At 57.8% G+C, this 18912-nt stretch carries 18 protein-coding genes; 9 read left to right on the forward strand and 9 right to left on the reverse strand.

The genetic code is table 11. The features are described from left to right. Positions 1-5: 5 nt before the first annotated feature. The 4 genes from AC10QF_RS12710 to AC10QF_RS12725 all read left to right on the forward strand — a co-directional run bounded on the left by AC10QF_RS12710 (position 6) and on the right by AC10QF_RS12725 (position 4320). Complete coding sequence (locus AC10QF_RS12710; protein WP_494542319.1) at positions 6-794, forward strand: NYN domain-containing protein; 789 nt, start codon at positions 6-8, stop codon at positions 792-794. 165 nt (positions 795-959) lie between these two features. Continuing rightward, positions 960-2528: a recombinase family protein gene (locus AC10QF_RS12715; protein WP_494542320.1), complete on the forward strand. Its 1569-nt coding sequence runs from the start codon at positions 960-962 to the stop codon at positions 2526-2528. Further along, the gene (locus AC10QF_RS12720) at positions 2525-3421 is read left to right on the forward strand and encodes a plasmid partitioning protein RepB C-terminal domain-containing protein (protein WP_494542321.1); all 897 of its coding nucleotides are present in this window, start codon (positions 2525-2527) and stop codon (positions 3419-3421) included. Before AC10QF_RS12715 ends, AC10QF_RS12720 begins: the two co-directional genes overlap by 4 nt. Beyond that, a complete protein-coding gene (locus AC10QF_RS12725; protein WP_494542322.1) occupies positions 3418-4320 on the forward strand; it encodes a plasmid partitioning protein RepB C-terminal domain-containing protein in 903 nt (300 codons plus the stop codon). The genes AC10QF_RS12720 and AC10QF_RS12725 overlap by 4 nt, the downstream gene beginning before the upstream one ends. A gap of 174 nt (positions 4321-4494) precedes the next feature. Here the strand turns inward: AC10QF_RS12725 and AC10QF_RS12730 are convergent, their stop codons facing one another. The 3 genes from AC10QF_RS12730 to AC10QF_RS12740 all read right to left on the reverse strand — a co-directional run bounded on the left by AC10QF_RS12730 (position 4495) and on the right by AC10QF_RS12740 (position 8808). Beyond that, entirely contained in the window at positions 4495-5997 is a 1503-nt protein-coding gene (locus AC10QF_RS12730) for a pre-peptidase C-terminal domain-containing protein (protein WP_494542323.1), read from the reverse strand. Between the two features lie 35 nt (positions 5998-6032). After that, positions 6033-6548, reverse strand: coding sequence for a hypothetical protein (locus AC10QF_RS12735; RefSeq protein WP_494542324.1), 516 nt, complete (start codon positions 6546-6548; stop codon positions 6033-6035). A 679-nt stretch (positions 6549-7227) separates the two neighbouring features. Further along, entirely contained in the window at positions 7228-8808 is a 1581-nt protein-coding gene (locus AC10QF_RS12740; protein ID WP_494542325.1) for a MobA/MobL family protein, read from the reverse strand. Between the two features lie 262 nt (positions 8809-9070). On the opposite strand from AC10QF_RS12740, the gene traD reads away from it, so the two are divergent. After that, positions 9071-9403, forward strand: a complete 333-nt coding sequence (gene traD / locus AC10QF_RS12745) for a conjugal transfer protein TraD (RefSeq protein WP_099560358.1) — start codon at positions 9071-9073, stop codon at positions 9401-9403. Between the two features lie 63 nt (positions 9404-9466). Here traD and AC10QF_RS12750 read toward each other — a convergent pair whose 3' ends face one another. Then, positions 9467-10756, reverse strand: coding sequence for a hypothetical protein (locus AC10QF_RS12750; protein ID WP_494542326.1), 1290 nt, complete (start codon positions 10754-10756; stop codon positions 9467-9469). Between the two features lie 4 nt (positions 10757-10760). Continuing rightward, entirely contained in the window at positions 10761-13004 is a 2244-nt protein-coding gene (locus AC10QF_RS12755; protein WP_099842935.1) for an AAA family ATPase, read from the reverse strand. A 468-nt stretch (positions 13005-13472) separates the two neighbouring features. Between AC10QF_RS12755 and AC10QF_RS12760 the strand changes: the two genes are divergently transcribed. Together AC10QF_RS12760 and AC10QF_RS12765 are read left to right on the forward strand one after the other, a co-directional pair. After that, positions 13473-14873 carry a site-specific integrase gene (locus tag AC10QF_RS12760; protein ID WP_494542327.1) on the forward strand — a complete coding sequence of 467 codons (1401 nt, stop codon included), beginning with the start codon at positions 13473-13475 and terminating at the stop codon, positions 14871-14873. Between the two features lie 123 nt (positions 14874-14996). Beyond that, positions 14997-15365, forward strand: coding sequence for an H-NS histone family protein (locus AC10QF_RS12765; RefSeq protein ID WP_494542328.1), 369 nt, complete (start codon positions 14997-14999; stop codon positions 15363-15365). Positions 15366-15586: 221 nt separating this feature from the next. Here AC10QF_RS12765 and AC10QF_RS12770 read toward each other — a convergent pair whose 3' ends face one another. After that, positions 15587-15970 (reverse strand): hypothetical protein, encoded by a 384-nt coding sequence (locus AC10QF_RS12770; protein WP_428702688.1) that lies wholly within the window; start codon positions 15968-15970, stop codon positions 15587-15589. A 49-nt stretch (positions 15971-16019) separates the two neighbouring features. On the opposite strand from AC10QF_RS12770, the gene AC10QF_RS12775 reads away from it, so the two are divergent. Further along, complete coding sequence (locus tag AC10QF_RS12775; RefSeq protein WP_414608915.1) at positions 16020-16244, forward strand: hypothetical protein; 225 nt, start codon at positions 16020-16022, stop codon at positions 16242-16244. 21 nt (positions 16245-16265) lie between these two features. Here the strand turns inward: AC10QF_RS12775 and AC10QF_RS12780 are convergent, their stop codons facing one another. Together AC10QF_RS12780 and AC10QF_RS12785 are read right to left on the reverse strand one after the other, a co-directional pair. Beyond that, a complete protein-coding gene (locus tag AC10QF_RS12780; RefSeq protein ID WP_428702689.1) occupies positions 16266-17129 on the reverse strand; it encodes an ImmA/IrrE family metallo-endopeptidase in 864 nt (287 codons plus the stop codon). Beyond that, positions 17116-17451 (reverse strand): helix-turn-helix domain-containing protein, encoded by a 336-nt coding sequence (locus AC10QF_RS12785; RefSeq protein WP_414608913.1) that lies wholly within the window; start codon positions 17449-17451, stop codon positions 17116-17118. The genes AC10QF_RS12780 and AC10QF_RS12785 overlap by 14 nt, the downstream gene beginning before the upstream one ends. A gap of 131 nt (positions 17452-17582) precedes the next feature. On the opposite strand from AC10QF_RS12785, the gene AC10QF_RS12790 reads away from it, so the two are divergent. After that, complete coding sequence (locus AC10QF_RS12790; RefSeq protein ID WP_312309206.1) at positions 17583-17753, forward strand: hypothetical protein; 171 nt, start codon at positions 17583-17585, stop codon at positions 17751-17753. 348 nt (positions 17754-18101) lie between these two features. On the opposite strand, the gene AC10QF_RS12795 is transcribed toward AC10QF_RS12790, so the two are convergent. Beyond that, a complete protein-coding gene (locus AC10QF_RS12795; RefSeq protein ID WP_494542329.1) occupies positions 18102-18782 on the reverse strand; it encodes a hypothetical protein in 681 nt (226 codons plus the stop codon). Positions 18783-18912: the final 130 nt, after the last annotated feature.

Consider the following 18912-nt stretch of genomic DNA (forward strand, 5'->3'; position numbering starts at 1 on the left):
AGAACATGGCTAACGGATCAGTCCCTCACGACAGCAAAGTGGCCGTTTTGGTCGATTGCGACAACGTCAGTCCCGAGATCGTGGAGCACGCCCTGCTGATGGTGGCTCAGTTCGGGCGCGTGGTGCTGCGGCGCGGGTATGGAAACCACGCCACGTTGGCCAACCGCTGGCAGGAAGTGCTCGTCCAACAGGCGTTTACCCCTTGCCTCCAATACCAATACGCCTCTGGAAAAAACACTTCCGACATTGCCCTGGCTCTCGATGCTCAAGAGGCGTTGTTTGATCACCGCGCCGACACCTTCTGCCTGGTGACCAGTGACTCCGACTTCGCTTACCTGTGTCGAAAGCTGCGGGAGCGCGGAGCGACTGTCTGTATCGTCGGCGAGCCCAAGACGCCAGCGGCCCTGCGAAACGCTTGCGATCAGTTCTTCGAATGGGAGCGCAAAGCCATCACCGAGCCGTGCGAGGACCGGCCCAATGCATCACCGGCCAAAGCCGAGGGCAACAAAGCTGAGCCCACCGCGGCGGACACCAAGCCGCTTCCCAAGCGCCGTCCCAAGTTCATGGTGGAAGCGGTCACGCTGCTGGCTGGAGACACCTCAGAGGGCGAGGTAGGACTGGGGCCGTTGGGCCAATACCTCAAACGAACAGACCCGTCCTTCTCTCCCAATGCATATGGGCATTCGGGCCTACTCAGCATGCTGAAGACCTACGATCTGCTGACCCTACGCCAGCAGGAAGGAGGCCAGTGGACCGTCAGTCTGGCGCGGCCTGAAACGAATGAGCACGCTTAGGGGTATCACCCGCGCTCCCAGAGCGCCCTGACCACCTCTATCTGGTATCGACACCTGTGCGTCACGAACTTGATTGGTTCAGCCACAAACTCGAAGAGTAACGAGACCGTCAAACTGTCCGCCTACGGTCGCTGAATACATAGTCTTAGATGGGAAGCACTGGCCGTGTCCTCGCACCACGCAGTGACCGATGCTATTCAGTCTTCCGACGGGCTCATTCCAGTTGCCCAGTATGTGCGCATGTCGACCGAGCATCAGCGCTACTCCACGGAGAACCAGGCTGCGGCAATTGCCGAATATGCCAAGGCGCACGGTATGGAGATCGTCCAGACCTACGAAGACTCCGGCAAGAGTGGACTAAACCTCAAAGGTCGAAGCGCTCTTCAAGCCCTTCTCCGGGATGTGAAGCTCCCCTCCCCTGGCTTCAACGCTATTTTGGTCTACGACGTCAGCCGTTGGGGGCGCTTCCCCGACCCCGACGAGGCCGCCGCCTACGTTCATGCCTGTAAGAGCAATGGTGTGCCGGTCATCTATTGCGCGGAAGCGTTCAAGAACGATGGCTCGTTGCCATCCACCATCATGATTGGCCTCAAGCGCAGCATGGCCGCCGAATACAGCCGCGAGTTATCTGACAAGGTATTCAAAGGGGCCTGCAACATCGTGCGACACGGGTTCCGACAAGGAGGCACGCCGGGATACGGCTTGCGCCGCCAACTCGTGGACGAGCACCTCCAGCCCAAGGCAGTGCTCGCTCGAGGAGAGCAAAAGAGCATCCAGACCGATCGTGTGATCCTGGTGCCCGGGCCTGCGCAAGAAGTCGCCACCGTCTTGCGGATCTATCGGCTGTTTCTAGAGGATGCTATGCCCGAACGGGTCATCGCATCCGTTCTGAACCGAGAAGGCATCCCCAACGAAGTGGGTGGCCCCTGGAGCAGAGGGACGATCCATCAAATACTGACGAATGAGAAATACGTCGGCCACAACGTCTACAACCGCACCTCGTTCAAGCTGAAGCTGCAACACGTTCAGAACCCACCGGAGGCGTGGGTGCGAAAGGAACATGCCTTTGAAGCCATTGTTCCGTTTGATCTGTTCGAGCGCGTTCAAGCAGTCATCGCGGCACGTTCGGTCCACTTGGACGACCGCCAGATGCTGGAAGCCCTGCGCTCGCTGCTCGAGCGGCATGGCGCGCTGTCAGGGGTGCTGATCGATGAAGAAGAAGGCGTTCCCTCCAGCAGCGCCTTCCGCCATCGGTTTGGAAGTTTGCTCCGAGCCTACAGCCTGGTTGGTTACTCCCCCAAACGCGACTACGCCTATCTGGAGATCAACCGTGCCCTTCGGCAGCGGCATCCCGAGATGGTCCGACTGGTGGTGGATGGCATCGCCCAACACGGCGGGTGGGTTGAGCCATGCCGGGATACCGGTCTGCTGCGGGTGAACGGTGAGCTCCTCACATCCGTCGTCATCGCACGATGCAAGCCCACACCCGCCGGCTCCAACCGCTGGCGCATCCGACTGGATGCAAGCCTGACGCCGCATTTGACCGTAGTGATCCGAATGGATCCCGGTAACCGTCATGCCCATGACTTCTACGTGCTTCCTTCCATCGACTTCACCCCCGATGGCAGGCCCTCCATGGAGGACAACGGCTTCTCCTTGGACGCCTACCGGGTGGACACACTGGAGGAGTTCTTTGCCTTGGCCGGTCGGGCCGCATTGCTGGAGGCCGCATGACGAACAAAAGCACAAGCGTTCAGATGATCCCCATTGCCGACATCCACGTCGCCAATCCGCGTGTCAGAAACCAACGAATCCACCGTGGCATCACCCGAAGCATCGAAACGGTGGGACTTAAACGCCCGGTTAGCGTTCGCAAGGCTTCTCCTGATGAAACGTCCCTCTCCTATGCACTGATCTGCGGCCAAGGCCGCCTTGAGGCCTGCAAGCTGTTGGGCCACCGCGAGATCCCCGCCCTGATCTTGGACGTGGATGAGCATACCGGCCACGTCATGAGCATCGTGGAGAACGTCGCCCGCCGCACGCCCAGGGCGGCCGAGACCATGGAACAGGTCCAGGTGCTCAGAGAGCGCGGCTACTCGGACTCGGAGATAGCCACCAAGCTGGGCTGCACTCCGTCCTGGGTAAACAGCGTTGCCAACCTCATGGAGCGCGGAGAGCGACGTCTACTTGCTGCCGCAGAGGCCGGCCACATTTCCTTGGCCCTTGCCGTCAACATCTCCCGGGCAAATGATCGCGATGCGCAACAGTTGCTGATGGACGCCTACGAGGCCGGTGAGCTCAAGGGAAAGAAGGTGACCGTCGTCCGAAACATCTTGGCTCATCGATCTAGAAGCGGAAAGAAGGGAACAAACTCCTATGCTCATGGCACACCGCGAAAGAAGCTGACTCCCGAGGACCTTGCAAAGCTCTACAAACGAGACGTGGAGATGCACCAACGCATCCAGAAGAAGGCCGAGTTCACGCAGCAATCGCTCCTCCTGGCCCGGCAGATCTTCAAAGAGCTGTTTGCCTCCAAAGAGTTCTGCGGACTTCTCCAATCGGAGGGGCTGACCAGCGTCCCGCAACCACTGGCTGACCTGCTGCCGCGCAGAGGGTTGGCCCGATGAGCAAGAAGCAACCTTCGGGCGTACGCCTGGGCTTTGAAAAGGATTGCGTGGATATCCAGCTGGCGCAGCTGCACTACAGCGTAGCCATGCCCGCAGGTACGAAGGCCTCCGTCAAATATCAGCAGATCGTGAGCTCGGTCAGGACGGTGGGATTGGTCGAACCCATCGTGGTTACCCTGGACCGGGGTACCGCCGGGCGGTTCCTAGTACTGGATGGGCGAATGCGCTTGGAGGCTCTGAAGGAACTGGGAGCAACTGTGGCCCCCTGCCTCATCTCAACAGATGACGAAGGCTACACCTACAACAAGCAGGTGAACCGCCTTTCGGTCGTCCAAGAGCACCGAATGATCCTCAGGGCAGCAGAGCGCGGGGTTTCCGTGGAACAGTTGTCGCAGGTGCTTAACATCTCGGCCAGCTCCATCCGGGACAAATTCCGGCTTCTGGATGGCGTTTGCGACGAAGCGACCGCCATCCTGGCCGACAAACCCGCCGCCGCAGGCGTCTTTCGGTTGCTGCGGAAGATGAAGCCCTTCCGACAGATCGATGCTGCCCAGACCATGGTGAATTTGGGAGATTACTCGATCAAGCTTGCAACCGCGCTTCTCCAAAACACGCCGGTCGAACAGTTGATAGAGCCGTTGGCAGCAAAGACGGTCAACGGTGCCCCTATCGAGGCGCTCCAACGCTTGGAACGGGAGCTGGCAGCGCTGCAAGCCGATACGAAGCTGCTGGAGGAGAATTATGGCCCAGCCAGCCTCCAGCTCGAAATCGTCAAAACCCACATTGGGTCGACCCTCTTGGACAATGCAGCGGTTGTGCGATGGCTTGCCAAGAACAAGCCGGATCATCTTCAACAGCTTCAGCGCATTGCTGACATCAAGCTTCTCAAGGCAGGGTAACCGCCTTCCGCTCTCCGTCATCTACGGCTGCGGATGCGGTGGCCTACAGCCCTCGGAAGGCACCGAATCGCCGCCTCAATCAGGTGACTTAAGGTTGGCGGGACTTGGTGATGGAAGGCGTCAACAAAAAAAGCCCCGCCGGCATATCGTCGGCGGGGCATCGCAGCTCAAGGCCTAGTTAAGGGCTGCCTCGATAGAGACACCACTAAACTCAACCACACCCTGCACGCGGATATACCAATAGCCGGATTGCGGCTGGGAGACGTTGACCAGTTCGGTGTTTCCTGCACGAACGGAAGCAGCGTCGTTCAGCTCACTGGTTGGGCTAGTGCCGAAACGAGCGTAGAGACTGACGTCGCCTTGACCACCCGAGGTGAACACCCTCAACAGATGGGCGCCCTCAGGCACCTTGACCTTAAAGGTCCGCCAATCGTTCGATTGGCCAGATATCCCAGTGATCGGCACGCCAGGCGCAAGCTCCTCTGCCTCATCTGTTACCGTCTCAAAGATATCCACAAACGCATCTGCATACTCTTGGGCCGTCGCGCCCGGCATGTAGAAATACATCCCTCCCGTTTCACTGGCAATCTTGGAGAACACGGTTCGAGCGGATGGCGTATTTTGCGGCGTGACCTGCTGCGCCGCTGGCCCCGATGCCGCCCCTACGCAATCGCCCGACAACAAGACATTGACCTTCACGCCTCTCGCCGTCGCTGCGGCAATCAGGGCGTCCACTCCACCCACACTGCTTTCGTGTGGAGATGCATCAGTGGCCAAAATGATCTGGGCGTCGTCGTCTTCATACGCCTGGATGCGATTGAGCGCCAACTGCAATGCGCCGACGGAGTCTTCCGGGCAGTCATCCCCCCCGACCGCGGTGAGGCCATTCACTGCGGCCAGTGCGATGCTCCTGTCGAAGGTGGACTCTTGGAGAACTTCCGAACTGTCCTTGAACCCAATGAGTTCGTATGCCGTCGGCTTGCCGTTCGGCCGCTCCTCTGAAGTGCTGATAAAGGCAGAAAGACCCGCCTTCAGACCACCAATCTGAGGACCCATCGAGCCAGTCGTGTCCGCCACGATTTCAACGCGCTGCGGCGGCCAAGTCGTCACCAACCGTGTGACTACCTCGGTGGCATTGCATTGACTAACGTGGGTCGTCTCCATGGAAGACCGGTTTAACGGATTTCGGGCGCCGGGAATCTTCAGGACTGAGAATTCCACGCGTGCCACTGCGTAACCCAACCCTGAGCCAATGAGGACGCCTTCTCGATTCAGAGCGATAGGATCCCGGGATACATTGGATGCCAAATGGCCATAAACGCGAGCATTGAGTTCCCCCGACGCACAAAGGGTCTTGGTCTCCGCCCAGCCAATAATACTGGCGCCGCTCGAGTAAAGATTGACGGTTGGCGCCTGCAAGGTATCGGCTGCGGTGACCTCGCGAACCGTGCCCGTCTCTCTGTTTACTACGTAGCCCTTTGACCAATCCACCTCATCCAGGGTCGTCGCACCATACTTCTGCAGGATCCGAGCCACGGCGGGCTCTTTGTTCGCTAACGCCTGCGCCTCAGCAACGGCGCCACTGGGAGATGAAGGTGGAGCAGCAGCTTGAGCCGCAATACTCGTCGCACCAAGCGAACCACACAGAGACATCAACACCAATGCTAGCTTCTTCATCGACAGTTCCTTGTTCGATGGATCGGAAAAGAACGCTATCCGGTCACTGCTTTGAGCACCGCGCTTCCAGACCGGAATTCGAAGCCGTTCTTGTGAAGGTTGATCGCAGTTTTGCTTCTGCTCGAATAGAACATCAGATTGGCGCTGGCCTGGAGCGCGTCTCTAGAAGCCGCTTCCAGTGCCCTTTTTGTCGCCTGGGCTGTCACCTCCACTGGATTGGGTTGAAGGGCTTTGCGTAACAAGGACTCGTCTGCCAGAAGACGTTCCAGCTCTGCAGCGGAGCGGGAAAGCGATTGAACATCGCGCCGGGTCGCGGCCAGACTGGGCCGAGCCCTATCCTTTGTCTCGAGCGGCTTGGGGAGTTGCAGATCGGGATGCTGAAGCTTCGCAACTGCCCAATTGTTTGCGCGCAGGCGGTCCATAACCTCTGCGATCTCGGCAACCATTTGTTCTAGGGTTTCCCAGCCTTCCGCGCCCTGGGCGGCCGAAACCAAGATCTGCCGTGCGCTGCAAATCAGCTCGCGCTCTTCGTTCGTGAGGGGAGAAGGCATAGATCGTCCCTGATGAAGTGGTGACCCACCATAAGCCACACTCTGTGCGGCCCGATACTGTCGGGGTTCTTAGCTGGAGTCGCAGACGCCCGTCACACATTTACGACAATGTGGCGTAAGGCTTCTGCCAGCATGATGCTTGGCAGGGACCAATTCGTGCTGGTAGCGCAGGTAGTGATATCTCGCTTATACGCCTATGATTTTCTTGGAGACTAAAATTTACTTTTGTGAATAGATGCCCCTGTCTGCACCTTGCCATCCTGCGACAACACGGTTTCATACGAGCACCCCTCCGTTTAAAGGAATTTGTCGTGTTATCCAACCCACAGTTGCAGATCGCTAGCCAGTTGCTCATCGGCCTAATGTCCCAAGCCCGCTCTCGTCAGCTCGATGACCGTGTTGAAGATGTGAGGCACGCGTTGGACGTGTCTGCTGAACTGATCCGGCAATGGGAGGAGGACCAACCACGGGGTGCCAAGTTCACTCCACCTACCCCGGTCCCCCAAACGCGCACGCGCGAAGCCGTGGTGGACCGCACGTTCATCCCGACGGACGAATGGCGGCGTAGCCGCGCCAAGAAGAGCACGTCACCTTCAGTGTCGCGGAACTCGGGGCCTTCTGTTCACTGAAGGATGCCACCTGAGGCAAGAGGAGCCCCGCTAGGCGGGGCTCGTTGCGTTTAGTGCAACCGGGGGCGTCTTGGAGGCCGGCCCGGCTGGGGCGCGTGCACCGCGACCGTCGTCTCCTGGAAGGCCTGCGACGCCTCCGGTGCTGGCTCGGCGGGCCGAGAGCAACTCTCCAAGACCGTCAGGCTCGCAGCTTCCAGGCACTCAGCGCGCAGCCGTAGGTCTTCGGCCAAGATCACCTCTTGCTCCGAGGTCGCTGCAGCTTGGGCTGCGGCCAACTCAGCAGACCGCTGCTCCAGCGCCGCCAACCGGCGGCCGCGACGCCTGGCCCACTCACGAGCCGTCCAAGACACCCCGGGTTCCGGGTGGTTCGCCACAAAGTCGTCCCACGCCTGTTCAGCCATGTGCCGCAATCGGATCGCACGGCGCACAGCTTTAAGACGCTTGGGGAAACGGACCAATGCTGCTGCAAATCGCTTCAAGCCCAGCAGCAGCCCGTTGAGCGTCGAACGATGCTCCTTGCACTCTTCGGGAACGACTTCTCCGCTCGCCAGTGCACTGACCGTTTTCAGCGTGGAATGGAGCGCATGGGCAGCCAATTCATCCCTAAGCGTGTTGCCTTGGCGGACCACCTCAATCCGGATGGCCTCCACCGAGGGGGCCTCCCTGGGAACACCCTCGGTGCTGCCGTCGGAGCGCCTCTCGCCGATGGCTTTGCCCAACCCGTGCGATACAACGATCTGACCATCGGAGAAGGCAAGCGTCTGATCGATTGTCGAGCGCTTTGCCTCGCGGTGGGCCTGCGCTTCACTGTGCCCCTCAGGCGCCGCGGCCCGGCTTTCCTGTTCAAACCGGGCTAGCACTTCATCGAAGGCGTGTTGGTTCGCCTCCTGAATGGACCTGTTCCTCTCCCCTAGCTCTGAGTACTCCCCTCGGCGCTCGATGGCTGACGCGTCTTTTCCCAGGTGACGCGTGGGGGCGCGTGACAGGACTGCGGCAGCCACGAGATCCCCGCGCGCGAGCGCCTCGTCGGCCTGGGCCTTCAAACTGCGGTGATCCACGCGAACGTCCAGATTCGCAGCTTGCAGATGCGCATTCGTCGTCGCGGCCACCAACTCCCGTATCCACTCGACCTCGGCCCGACCCGCAGGGCCTCCGTCGAGCTCTCGGGTTTTGTCCTGGAAGCCGTCAGGGCCAAGCCGGCGGGTGGTTGCCAGAATGTGGACATGCCAATTCATGCCTCCTTTGCTGCCAGGACTGTGGATGCTGGCTTGTGCAGCAAAGCCGTAGCGGTCCACCAATGCCCGCGCCACTGCGAGGGCAAGAGACGATCGCTGGTCATCGTCCAACTCGTGGGGCAGCGCAAACTCGAACTCCCGTGCGATGGTGGAATCCTTGCGGCGTTCCGCGGCCTCGGCCTCCGTCCAAAGCGAGGCAGGCACCAGGGCCCAACCTGGTGCGTCGGCGGGAATGATGCAGCGTGATTCAATCACGCCGTCTCGCCGACGGTAGTCGTGGCGCTGCCCGGTGCGCGTATCTTCGAGAAGAAGTCCGGCACGGTAGGCGGCTGCCGCGACGGACGAGTGCCCCTTGGCTCGGCTGAAGGTTTTGACGTTGGCGTGGTAGATGGCCATGCGGCTCCAAAGCAGTGGATGTGGCTTTGTTTATGCCGTGGCTTTGGATTTTCGCAAGCGCTGGAAGCGATTGGGGTTCAAGGGGCGAAGCCCTTTGCGCACGCGTCACGCAGTGACGCCTAGGTGCGCTCTTGCTCCTTTCTTTCAAGCTCTGATTTTCAGACCGTGTCGATCTTGAAGAAGCAGATCATTTACAAGTGCTCAAGAACTTGACGCGAGCCATTTCTTTGTTTGACTCGTAAACACGCCCAGGAGAAATGCAATGACCGAGCCAACGCACTATCATCTTAGAATCCAAAGAGCCACAGAGCGGTTGGCGCAGCTGCAAGCCAGGGAGCTTCTGTCGAGTCAGCGACAAGCTGCAAGGGCAAAAGCAACTCAGCGACGGGAAGAGGCCAAGCGACGATTGCGACTGGCAGACCTCGTGTTCATGGCCGGCGCAGAAACGCTGGACGATAGGGAACTTCTTGGTGCCCTATTGAGTTATGTGGAAAACCGCAGCAACCAGGATCTATGCAACCAAGCATGTTCGCGCGGCACCGCGCGACTCGCGATGCTCTCGGCCGCGATGGAGGGACGCGCAACCAAGCATTGACCAGAGCCACCCAAATGAATGTGACGGGCTCGAACGCTGGGGCCTGACGAAGGCAACCCTGCTTTAGATGCTTTCCTGACTGACGGGAGCCTCACTGCTCTCATCATCAAAATTCTCTATGGCGCCCGGCATGCTGGCATAGCCGTTGAGGTATCTTTCGTAGGGACCGGTGTAACCAATCTCCCTAAAGACCACCTGCGACAACAGCTCACGGACAAACAATATTCTGGGCCAAGCATCTTGTCCTTTGCCACCCCCACTGTGGACAAGAGCATTTCGGAGCCTGCATAGATCCACGAACGCTTCGTCTGTGAATACGGTTGGTGGAAGCTGATAATGATCGCGCAGGGAAGACAGCTTATAGGAAAGAGGCCGTCCATTTGCCAATTCAATCCGCTGTGTCAAAACGGCTTTCTCTGCTGGATCGAAACCAGCCTCATCAATGATCGAGACAAGCCTTTTACGAACAGGGCGATATTTCTCCTTCTCCATCAGCGTTGTTTTTGCTTTAGGGACTACACGCTCACAGAGCGTCTCTACCGCGGTCATCGACATCAAGAATCGAGCCTCATGAAAAGGCGTGTCGACGTGAAGCCAGCCCACCACGGTCCACAATGCGTCCTTGAAGGCCGCCCCCTGTTCAAACCTCTTCACTAGGGCTTCCACGAATGGGCCACGATTCATGAAGTGAATTGGCGAGAGACTTCCACCGAAGCCCTCCCCTTCAAAGTAGGTGCACTCCCAGCGATCTCCACGGTAAACCTCCAACAGAGGCGTTTGAAGCCGCTTTCCACTAGCAAAAGCTAACCCTTGGTGTAAGAAGGTCAACATTTCGTCGGCTCGCTGAGACCAATCGGCAAGGTTGGTTGCTTGGTCCGCGTATATCGCCGCGAATCCAGATGCGTCATCCCGACCTACGCCTTTTACACCTCCACGCACCTCGATCTTACCCAAACTGCTTTCGACGGGCCGAACTGGCATTGACTTGAAACCGCGAAACCATAGTCTTGTGGCGGGAAAATTTGAAGGTCTTTTCGCTTTGCGAGAGAGCTTGGCGGAACGGGCAGAGATTGATACTTGGCAGCCACCTGAACCGGTGTGAATCCCACTCACGTCTACCGAATCTGAAAAGAACACATCTCCCGAATGACCATTTCCCTCAAGCGTCAAGCTTTCGCCAGCCGATCCAGGCTCCCCCATAGCCGAATGAAGATCCAGTGCCAACTCGAGTGGAGGCGACAGAAGCTCAATTTTCAGCCGAAGGTCCAGGCCGAGGACCGCCTGGAACGTTACATCAAACGTCCTGCCACTAAGTGCAAGACGGCCTTGAAACACTAGGACCTCGTCTTCCATATGCTTAGGCCTCCTGTGCAAGCCCTTGGACCGCATCAGCTCCCATGTTGGCAGCGTAGTGTTCTGGGAAGCCCGCAGCACCAAAGACGGCCTTGAACTTATCGAAGTAGTAGTTCAAGTCGTAGTGATTGAAATCCATCACGGTGATGTTGATGCCATCCCTGTGAGAACCCCTGTCCAGGAAGCGCGCCAACGGCGTAAAGGACCCATCGGCGGCAGCAACCTTCTTCAGAGCTTCTTTGAACTTCCCTTCTTGGTGGGTGAACCAGAAAAAGTGCTCGAGGATGCATCGCATGGCATTGGGAACCATGATCGCCGGCGTATTGGAATCGCGTGCATCTCGAAGAACCTGCCACAATGCCTGGTAGTCGTTCATCATCTCCGACGCCCTCATTGGGACCACCTTCGTATGTTCTGACTTCACCACACGGAGCAGTTGGCAGCGCTTATCCTGGTTCGCCAACTCTGGACCCACTGTCTGCCGGAGCATTTCATGTAGGAAGAAGAGGTTGTGGGTCAGCACCATCACCTGACGCAATCGCGGCACGCCCTCGGGCGGCTTGATGAGTTCTTCTTGGATGATGGAAGCAATGTCGAACACGAAGTTGTGCGACAGACTGGAAATCGGGTCATCGATGACGGCAATCGTTCTACCTAGGTCCACCGGACCTGAACCTGCCTCGTCAGAGCCCTTCAGGCGCTCGAGGAAGTAGAGGAACGAGATGAGTGTCTTCTCGCCCTCACTGAGCGAAGTCATGTCGCCCTCTGCCTGCCCAGGACGGCTCAAGCAATATAGGTGCCCCTCTCCTTTACTTGAGATGGAGTAGGAGGTGACACCCATGCCCGCAAGACGCGCATTGATCTTTTCGACTGCTGCCCCCACACCTGTTTGGAGCTGACCCAGCTCCTTAAGGCGCTCGGTGATGTCGCCCAAGCTCTTTTCAATGGCGGTCTTCTCGGCACGTTCTGCCGTCAGGGCCTCCACCAATGGGGCCTTGCTCGCTTTATACGCTTCGTAGACAGGAGCTCGCTCGCGACGCATCACCTGCCAAAACATCGTTCGGACACGCCCTTTTTCAGCTGCGCGATCAGCGATTCTCGCGTTGAATTCGGTGATTCGCTTGTTGATGGCGCCAATGGCGCCCGTCATCGGCTCAATGTCGCTTGTCGCAACGTCATAAGGCTCTGCTGGCTTGTCGACCTTGGATTTCATCAAAGCACTGTTCGCCTTGAGCCGTGCCAGCAACAGTTCCCAGGCCTGAGACATGGCCGCATCTTTCTGGGCAAAAGGGTGCTTAAAGGCCTGGGCCACAGACACCTCTATCTGTCCGACAGTCGCTTCATAGCGTTCAGCAAGCAACTTTACCTGGTCGACGCGGGCTTGCCTGTCCCCATCAAGAAGCTTGGCCAGATCCTCCGCGAAATTCTCCGGCAACTTCTGCTGGCAGAAGGGGCAGTCCTCTCCGTGTGGAATGTCGCGCCCCTGCCCGACCCAGTCGCTGTTCCCCCACTTCTCGATCAAAGGGGCCAGCCTACTAGCGGAAGAGACCACAATCCTCTCGGCCCAGATCGAATGCGACTCGATTACCGCCAGACCTGAAAGGTCAACCGAAACCCTTGCCTGAGCAGTTTCGATGCTGGTTGCGTCGGCCAGGCGCTCTTGTAGACGATCCAAGCCATCGAGCTCGACATCGTCGGCCACAGCGTACTTGTCGAGTTCTTCGAAGAACTTCTTCCGGTCGCTGTGCCACCCGTTCAACAGGTCGCGAAACGGGGGCTTATTGTAGTCACTGTGGGCCTTCCACGCCCCTGTTATGGCTGCTTCCTGGACTTTCTTGCCGGCCTCAATCGACTGCTCGATCTTCTTCTTGACCGCTTCAAGCTGAGACTCAAGGGCTTCAGCCTCGACCTTCCTTCCTTCGATCTCAGCCTGGGCTTCAGCGTCCAAGGCACCTATGGTAAAGATGCCAGGAACCCCTTCTGCCGTCCGGATCACCTTGTCTACGAACCGCTGGTTGTAGACAAGCACTCGATATGCAGCGTCGTTGGAGGTGTGCATCTGGCAGTGAGAGAACTTCTCATCGCCGCCGCTCACCCCCTGAATGACCTCGCCGATGGCACTCTTTCCTGCCCCGTTAGTTCCATACAGGAACACTGGCTTTGGAGGCGTTCCAGGCTCAAAACTGATGGGTAGAGCAACAGTAGGATGGAAGCTCTTGTATCGATGAATCGACAGACCGGTAATCAAGGTGCCCCCTTGGCAGCTCGCTCACAGACGAAGCCCACACTGATTCTAATGATGGGACCAAAGGTCAGGCATCCCTAACCGAGCCCTTAGGTTTGGCCAGGGTCTACTGGCAACAAGAAGCTGTCCTCAAGAACAAACCTGTTGACAGGCCACCCATTCAAACTAACATGTCCGCATGCCATTTACCATTCGTTCAGCATGGCATAACAGCTTTGAAGCACCGATTGTTAGGCAATTAACTGCAAACAGTACGGAATTGACTGCGATGAATCGAAGAGAATTTAGAGGGAAACCCTTATTTTAAAGGGTTTGGCACGGATAACGGATCCAATCATTTCCCTGAGCCAACCTCGTCAGCAACGCAACGCCTAGGGTGGTTTCGCGGCGTGCAAATTTTTGTATCAACCCGGTTGACGAATTTGCGGCCTGTTTTATCCGTACTTCCATCCCCCAGATGGAAGTGAACCAATGACCGCTCTACCCTCCGCAGCACTCACCGACTACATCGCATCGCCCTTCGGCACCCTTCATTTGGAAGGCATTCACATCGGTCGCTTCCGCATCGACAGAGCCACCATCCAAGGGCGCGAGGCGGCTATCAATCTCCAGGAATGCATCTTGGCTGCCTTGGACGAGACCGGCCGCAAGAACACCCTAAAAAGCGGCACCCGCTATCCCCAGCAACTGCCGATGGGGACACCAGCGCGCCCCTTGGCCAAGGAGATCGATGATCACTTGGCGGACATGCGCCGCCGGCAGCTGGATCCCAAGACCGTGCTCGCCACCGAGCGCACCCTGAAGCTCCTCCTACTCACCTGCGGGAACATTTCGGCTTGCCGCGTGGACTACAAGCACATCCAAGCGTTGTGGCAGCTGCTGCGCTGGGCTCCGAAAAACCTGTTGTCGGATCCCTTGCTGAAACGCCTCAGCTTCAATGACGCGATCACTTTGGGGAAGGAGCAGGACGTGTCGCCCTTGGCTCCGGCCACCGAAGAGCGCCACCGCCGCTTCTTGGTCGCCTTCTTCAACCACCTGGTCAACGGGCAAGCCATCGCGTCCTCGCCCATGAAGGCTTTCCGCAAACCAAAAGAAGATCACGCCATCGATCCCGACAAGGCCATCCGCCTGTTCGAGGACGGAGACCTGCAGGCCATCTTCGACCTGGCCACCTTCATCCCTTGGGCGAGAAAGCCGCAGCACTGGTGGGCACCGATGATTGGCCTCTATACGGGCGCTCGCGTCAACGAAGTGTGCCAGCTGAAGCTGACCGACATCCTCCAGGAGCGCGGCATCTGGTGCATCGCCTTCCAAAAGACCATCGATGAAGACCTCGCCGCGGATCCGAAGCGCCAACGGCGTAGCCGGCAAAGCATGAAGGGAGCCGGGTGCATGCGCATCGTCCCCATCGCCAAGCCCCTATTGGACGCCGGCTTCCTCGAGTTCGTCGAAGACATGAAGGCCACTGGCCACCCGCGGCTGTTCCCCCTCCTCTCTGCCGGCGTGAACCGGAAGACCGGAGAGACCAACGCCCGCTACAGCCAGCAATTCGTGGTGGATTTCGGCCGCTACTTGAAGAGCCTTGGGTTCGCCAAAGGGATCGGGTTCCATGCCTTCCGCCACACCCTGGCGACCGAGCTTGATGTGAACGATGTTCCGGAGAGGGAGATTGCGCTGGTCACCGGCCACAGCACCGATCCCCGCGATCGGGTCCAGGTGCTGCGCAAGCACTACCTCCACAAGAAACCACAGGTGACCCGGAGTAAGCAGATCAGCGCCTTGGAGCTGTATCGGCCCAACGTGGAATTGCCACGTTACCAGCGTGAGCAGTTCGCGGAACAATTGGGTGATCCGAGCAAGTTCTATCCATGAGGCCAGAAGGTGTTGCCCAGGCCCCAACCAAGTTGTGAAGGTCGGCCTGGGCTCGTCAGGGAGCGTTCGCATCGAATTCCATTTGGAATTACGCTAAAGACCTCAACGCTCGGATCAAAAAAGATGACCATCGATGTCAGCGGCTTGTCGGCCAAAGAACTCAAGACCCTGATCGCTCAGGCAGAAAAGCAGCAAACCAAGGTGCTAACCCGACCCAAGGCTGCGGCTATGCGAGCCAAGATCAACCAATACGTCAAAGACCACGGTTACACGATTGAGGAGCTCTATGGAGCGGTTTCAACGGCCTCTTCCGATACCTCCAAGAAGCGGACCGGCCGCAAGCCCGCGAAGACGGCCGGCAGTAAGGTGGCTCCTAAATACCGCAATCCGGCCAACCCTAGCGAAACCTGGTCCGGCCGTGGCCGCCAACCGAGGTGGCTTGCTGCGCTTGTCCAGAAGGGGATGGAGCCCAGCGAGTTCTTGATCAAGTAGTCCAAAGCGCTGGTCAAAGATCGAAGACGAATTAGCACCCAGACTCTTCGTCGGCACGCACACGGGCGCATGGGGACATCTGAGATCGCTTGCCATGGACGGCCAATGCGCTCTAGCCAGGCCCACTGATCGGTCCCACCCATCATCTCAGGACAGGACATGCGCCCACAGGGCCGCTCGCAGCTGCGCGCTCGTCGTTAGGAAGCCCAGCCGGGTGAGAGCTAAAAGACCCTCTTGTTTAACTCCACAAGCGCGTCACGGAAGGTCTTGCCTTTCTCCTTGGCCGCCTTGAGGACGGCACGCTCTTCCTGACTGATTGGGCAGTACCAGATCTTCCCTTTCGTGTCCGAATAGAATGCATATAGACCGGAAATGTTTGGCTGACCGAAAACCTCGTAGACCTGCTCAGACTGCACAGCAATATGAAGAATTTTAGGAGTCTTGTCAGGGTGCCAACCAACCACAGTCTCCTTGGCCCAGGCGGTAGTTCCATCATCCTGATAGTGCTTTACGAAAGACTTCCTCTCAGACTTGTTGCATTGAAGAACCATGACCCTCGATGCACTAGAGTCGATAAGCGTGAGTTTCTTTCTATAGTCAGCCATTGACTTCCTCTTCCTTGGTGCTAAAAGCTCGGAAACTTCGGAGCTGGAAATGCCATACTGGATACACGTTAGCACCATCAACGGCTCAGATGCGCTCGTCGGTGACATCACTGACGAACAACTCGACATGCTGGGTCCCTTGTTCAATGAGTTGGGCGCAGCCTTCGAGTTTGGTCTGATGGGCTCCAAAGAGGTGCTCGGAGGATGCCTCGCATCATTAGCTGATGAAAGCTTCGAACAAGGCCTTATCCTGCCTATGGCTCAGAAGCACTGACGAAAAAGAGTAACGGAACTATCAGCGAAAACGGAGCCCATGGCGCTCCTGCGTTTCCTCCTCGTCCTCTTGGTAGCAGCCATCCTCGATGGTTAGCAGCGTGAGCGTCCGCCCAAATCGCCCCAAACCAATGACCTCCTCATTGAGGTAGATGCCTGACCTGGCTCCCGAAAACCATTCCGAAGCCTCCAGGCTTTCACTATCCTCTTGAGCGCCACGAACTGAGAGTGGGTCCGCCGACAAGCGTGCCGTAGCACTGTGCATTGGTGGCTTAGAATTCCTTGGCAAGGGACGAGCCCAGCCGACGTGCGCCTGTAAAGGATGAATCGCGCAGAACTCCACCCTTCCGTTCAGGCACTGCACGACACCCGACGCAACATGTCCAATTTCCGTGTATCGAATTGCAGCCGCGACCAATGACGTATTGCAAGCGCTAGCTAACGAGAGCACCGCCGCCATTCCATCCTTTGCCTTGGCTACGAGAGATGAGCAGAGATGCCGAGGCATGAGCAGGCAAGCAGCGAAATAGTCGGCCTCTCGTTCGACAGGATCGGACGAAGAGAAAGCGCCCCTCGAAATGTGTTCATTCCCCAACCGAAACACGTGCTCAGGATGCCCATCCAGGCAATAGTGCCCGAGCTCATGAGCAACGCTAAAGTTTTGGAATCCAAGGTTGTCGACGTGCGTCGCATACACAATCGCAAAGTTGTTCCCTTGGCGGATCAACCACCCCGACGAACCCGATGCGTCCGCAGCCTTGGCGTGAACCTGGATGTCCAGCGCCTTCGCGACAGCAATGGGATCCACAGGAAGCTCGTTTATGCCCAGCTCCGTTAAGAGCGCCTTAGCCTTTGCTTCAATCTGCTGCCGTCTATAGCTGTCCATCCTTCTTCCTTGTGTCGGCCAGGGATTTGGCGACAGCCTCGAGCATCTTGATGTCGTCTTCGGTCGCATGTCCCAAATGCCGAGCGATGCGCGTTGCCGCCGCCACATCTTCCGTCGAATCAACGAGGCCCATCAAGTAGTCAGTGCTGACCCCTAAGACCTTCGTTAGGCGACGAAGGTTGTCGAAAGAGGGCTTACGAGATCCGCTCTCAAAGTGGGAAATCGTCGTTGACGGCAATCCGGCTTCCTTGCCCAGCTCTGATTGTGTGAGCCCCCTGCGATCACGGGATTCGCGGAGGCGGCTGGGGAAGAGATCAGTCATGGGGGTGGATCCAAAGCTATTCAAGACCGTCAAATTGTAGTTGACGAAGTCGACAACTCCAAGCTATTGTCGATTCCGCCAAGTCCTTGTAGTCGGAAATTTTCTGACGGGACTTGGGGGAGATGAACTCAATGAGCACTCGTAAGCCGATTGGCACGACCGCAAAGACTGGTGAAAGCTGCCCGGAAAGCGGTGTGTGGCAGCCTTCGGGCTACAGCACCACTGCACCGATTGCCAAGGGCAACCGCATGCCGCCGTACGACGGCAAGGCGGTGACCTGGGTCTTGAAGCAGCATGCCTGATCAGCGACCAGGGGCGGGAAACGAACAGGGCTCGGCATTGCCGAGCCCTGTTCGCTAGGCCCGCAGGCGCCTGCGCCATGTGAACCTGCTTTTCCGTTTAAAGCCTTGATATCGCCCAGCCCAAATCGGCGACTGCCGCCTCTTCGGCATCCAAGCGAACCATGGTGAACTCGAAAGCGCCTGACTCCAAGGGTCCTGCCTTTCATCCGCTTTCGCAAAAACAACCTCGACCTCGCGCCAACTTGGCTTCACCCTTCGGCAGAGTCTGCACGTCTATTCCGATCAGTATCTAGAACGCCCTGCCAACGGCATTGATGGCAGGGCGCGGCAAGTCGGATGCTAGAGTCGTCAGTTGGGAATCACTGTGAATGAGTGGTTAGAAACGTCTGACACCTCACACACCGAAGCGATGGCTGCGGAGTTGAAAAGACCAATGGATGGCATGGTGCAGCCAATTGGGAGGAACAGGTTTCTGCTAGCACCGGCGGGTCCAATCAGCTCGCCGTGAATGGTGGTCGCGCACATCCCACCCACAGAGACCGCAAGGGAACCGGTCGTGCTCCCAGGGCGGTTGTCTTTCTCAAGTAGCGCTTCGCCTTCGAAAATGTCTTGAACGCCCTGAATGACTGCACTAGGGCCAGACATCGTCGCATTCGCGTAGCAGGACTGATCGAAAGATGGAGTCACTTTCTTGGGTGTGGGCGATTCGCACGGAAAAACGAAATCCGTGTTTGGCGAGAGCGTGACGGCAACGTCCATCGCCGCCGTACGCCCATACTTCCGGCAGACCTCTTGATGCACCCTCACCGCCTCCAGCGGCTGAGCCCATGGCTGGTAAAGGTAGTTTCCTTTCCCATCACCGAGCAGGGACAAACGAACCCCCTGGTTGGCCTCTGTGATCTGGCTTGGGTTGACCGTCCTTGTCGCCGATTGCGTGAACTGGCCCACTGAGCTTACCGAAGAAGCGCACGCACTGCCTGCAATCATCGACGAAACAACAAAACAAACTGCGAAAGCACCCGATTTCATAGTCGTCGTCCCTGTGTCGCGAATAAATCATCCGCAACAAGATCTTTGCACAAATGCGAACGATTTTCATCCCCACCCGATCCGGTTACCCCGGATATGTGAACTCTGTCGAACTTGATCCGAGGCCGCA

This window comes from Stenotrophomonas maltophilia complex sp. Om-AH-Sm3, assembly GCF_059337855.1.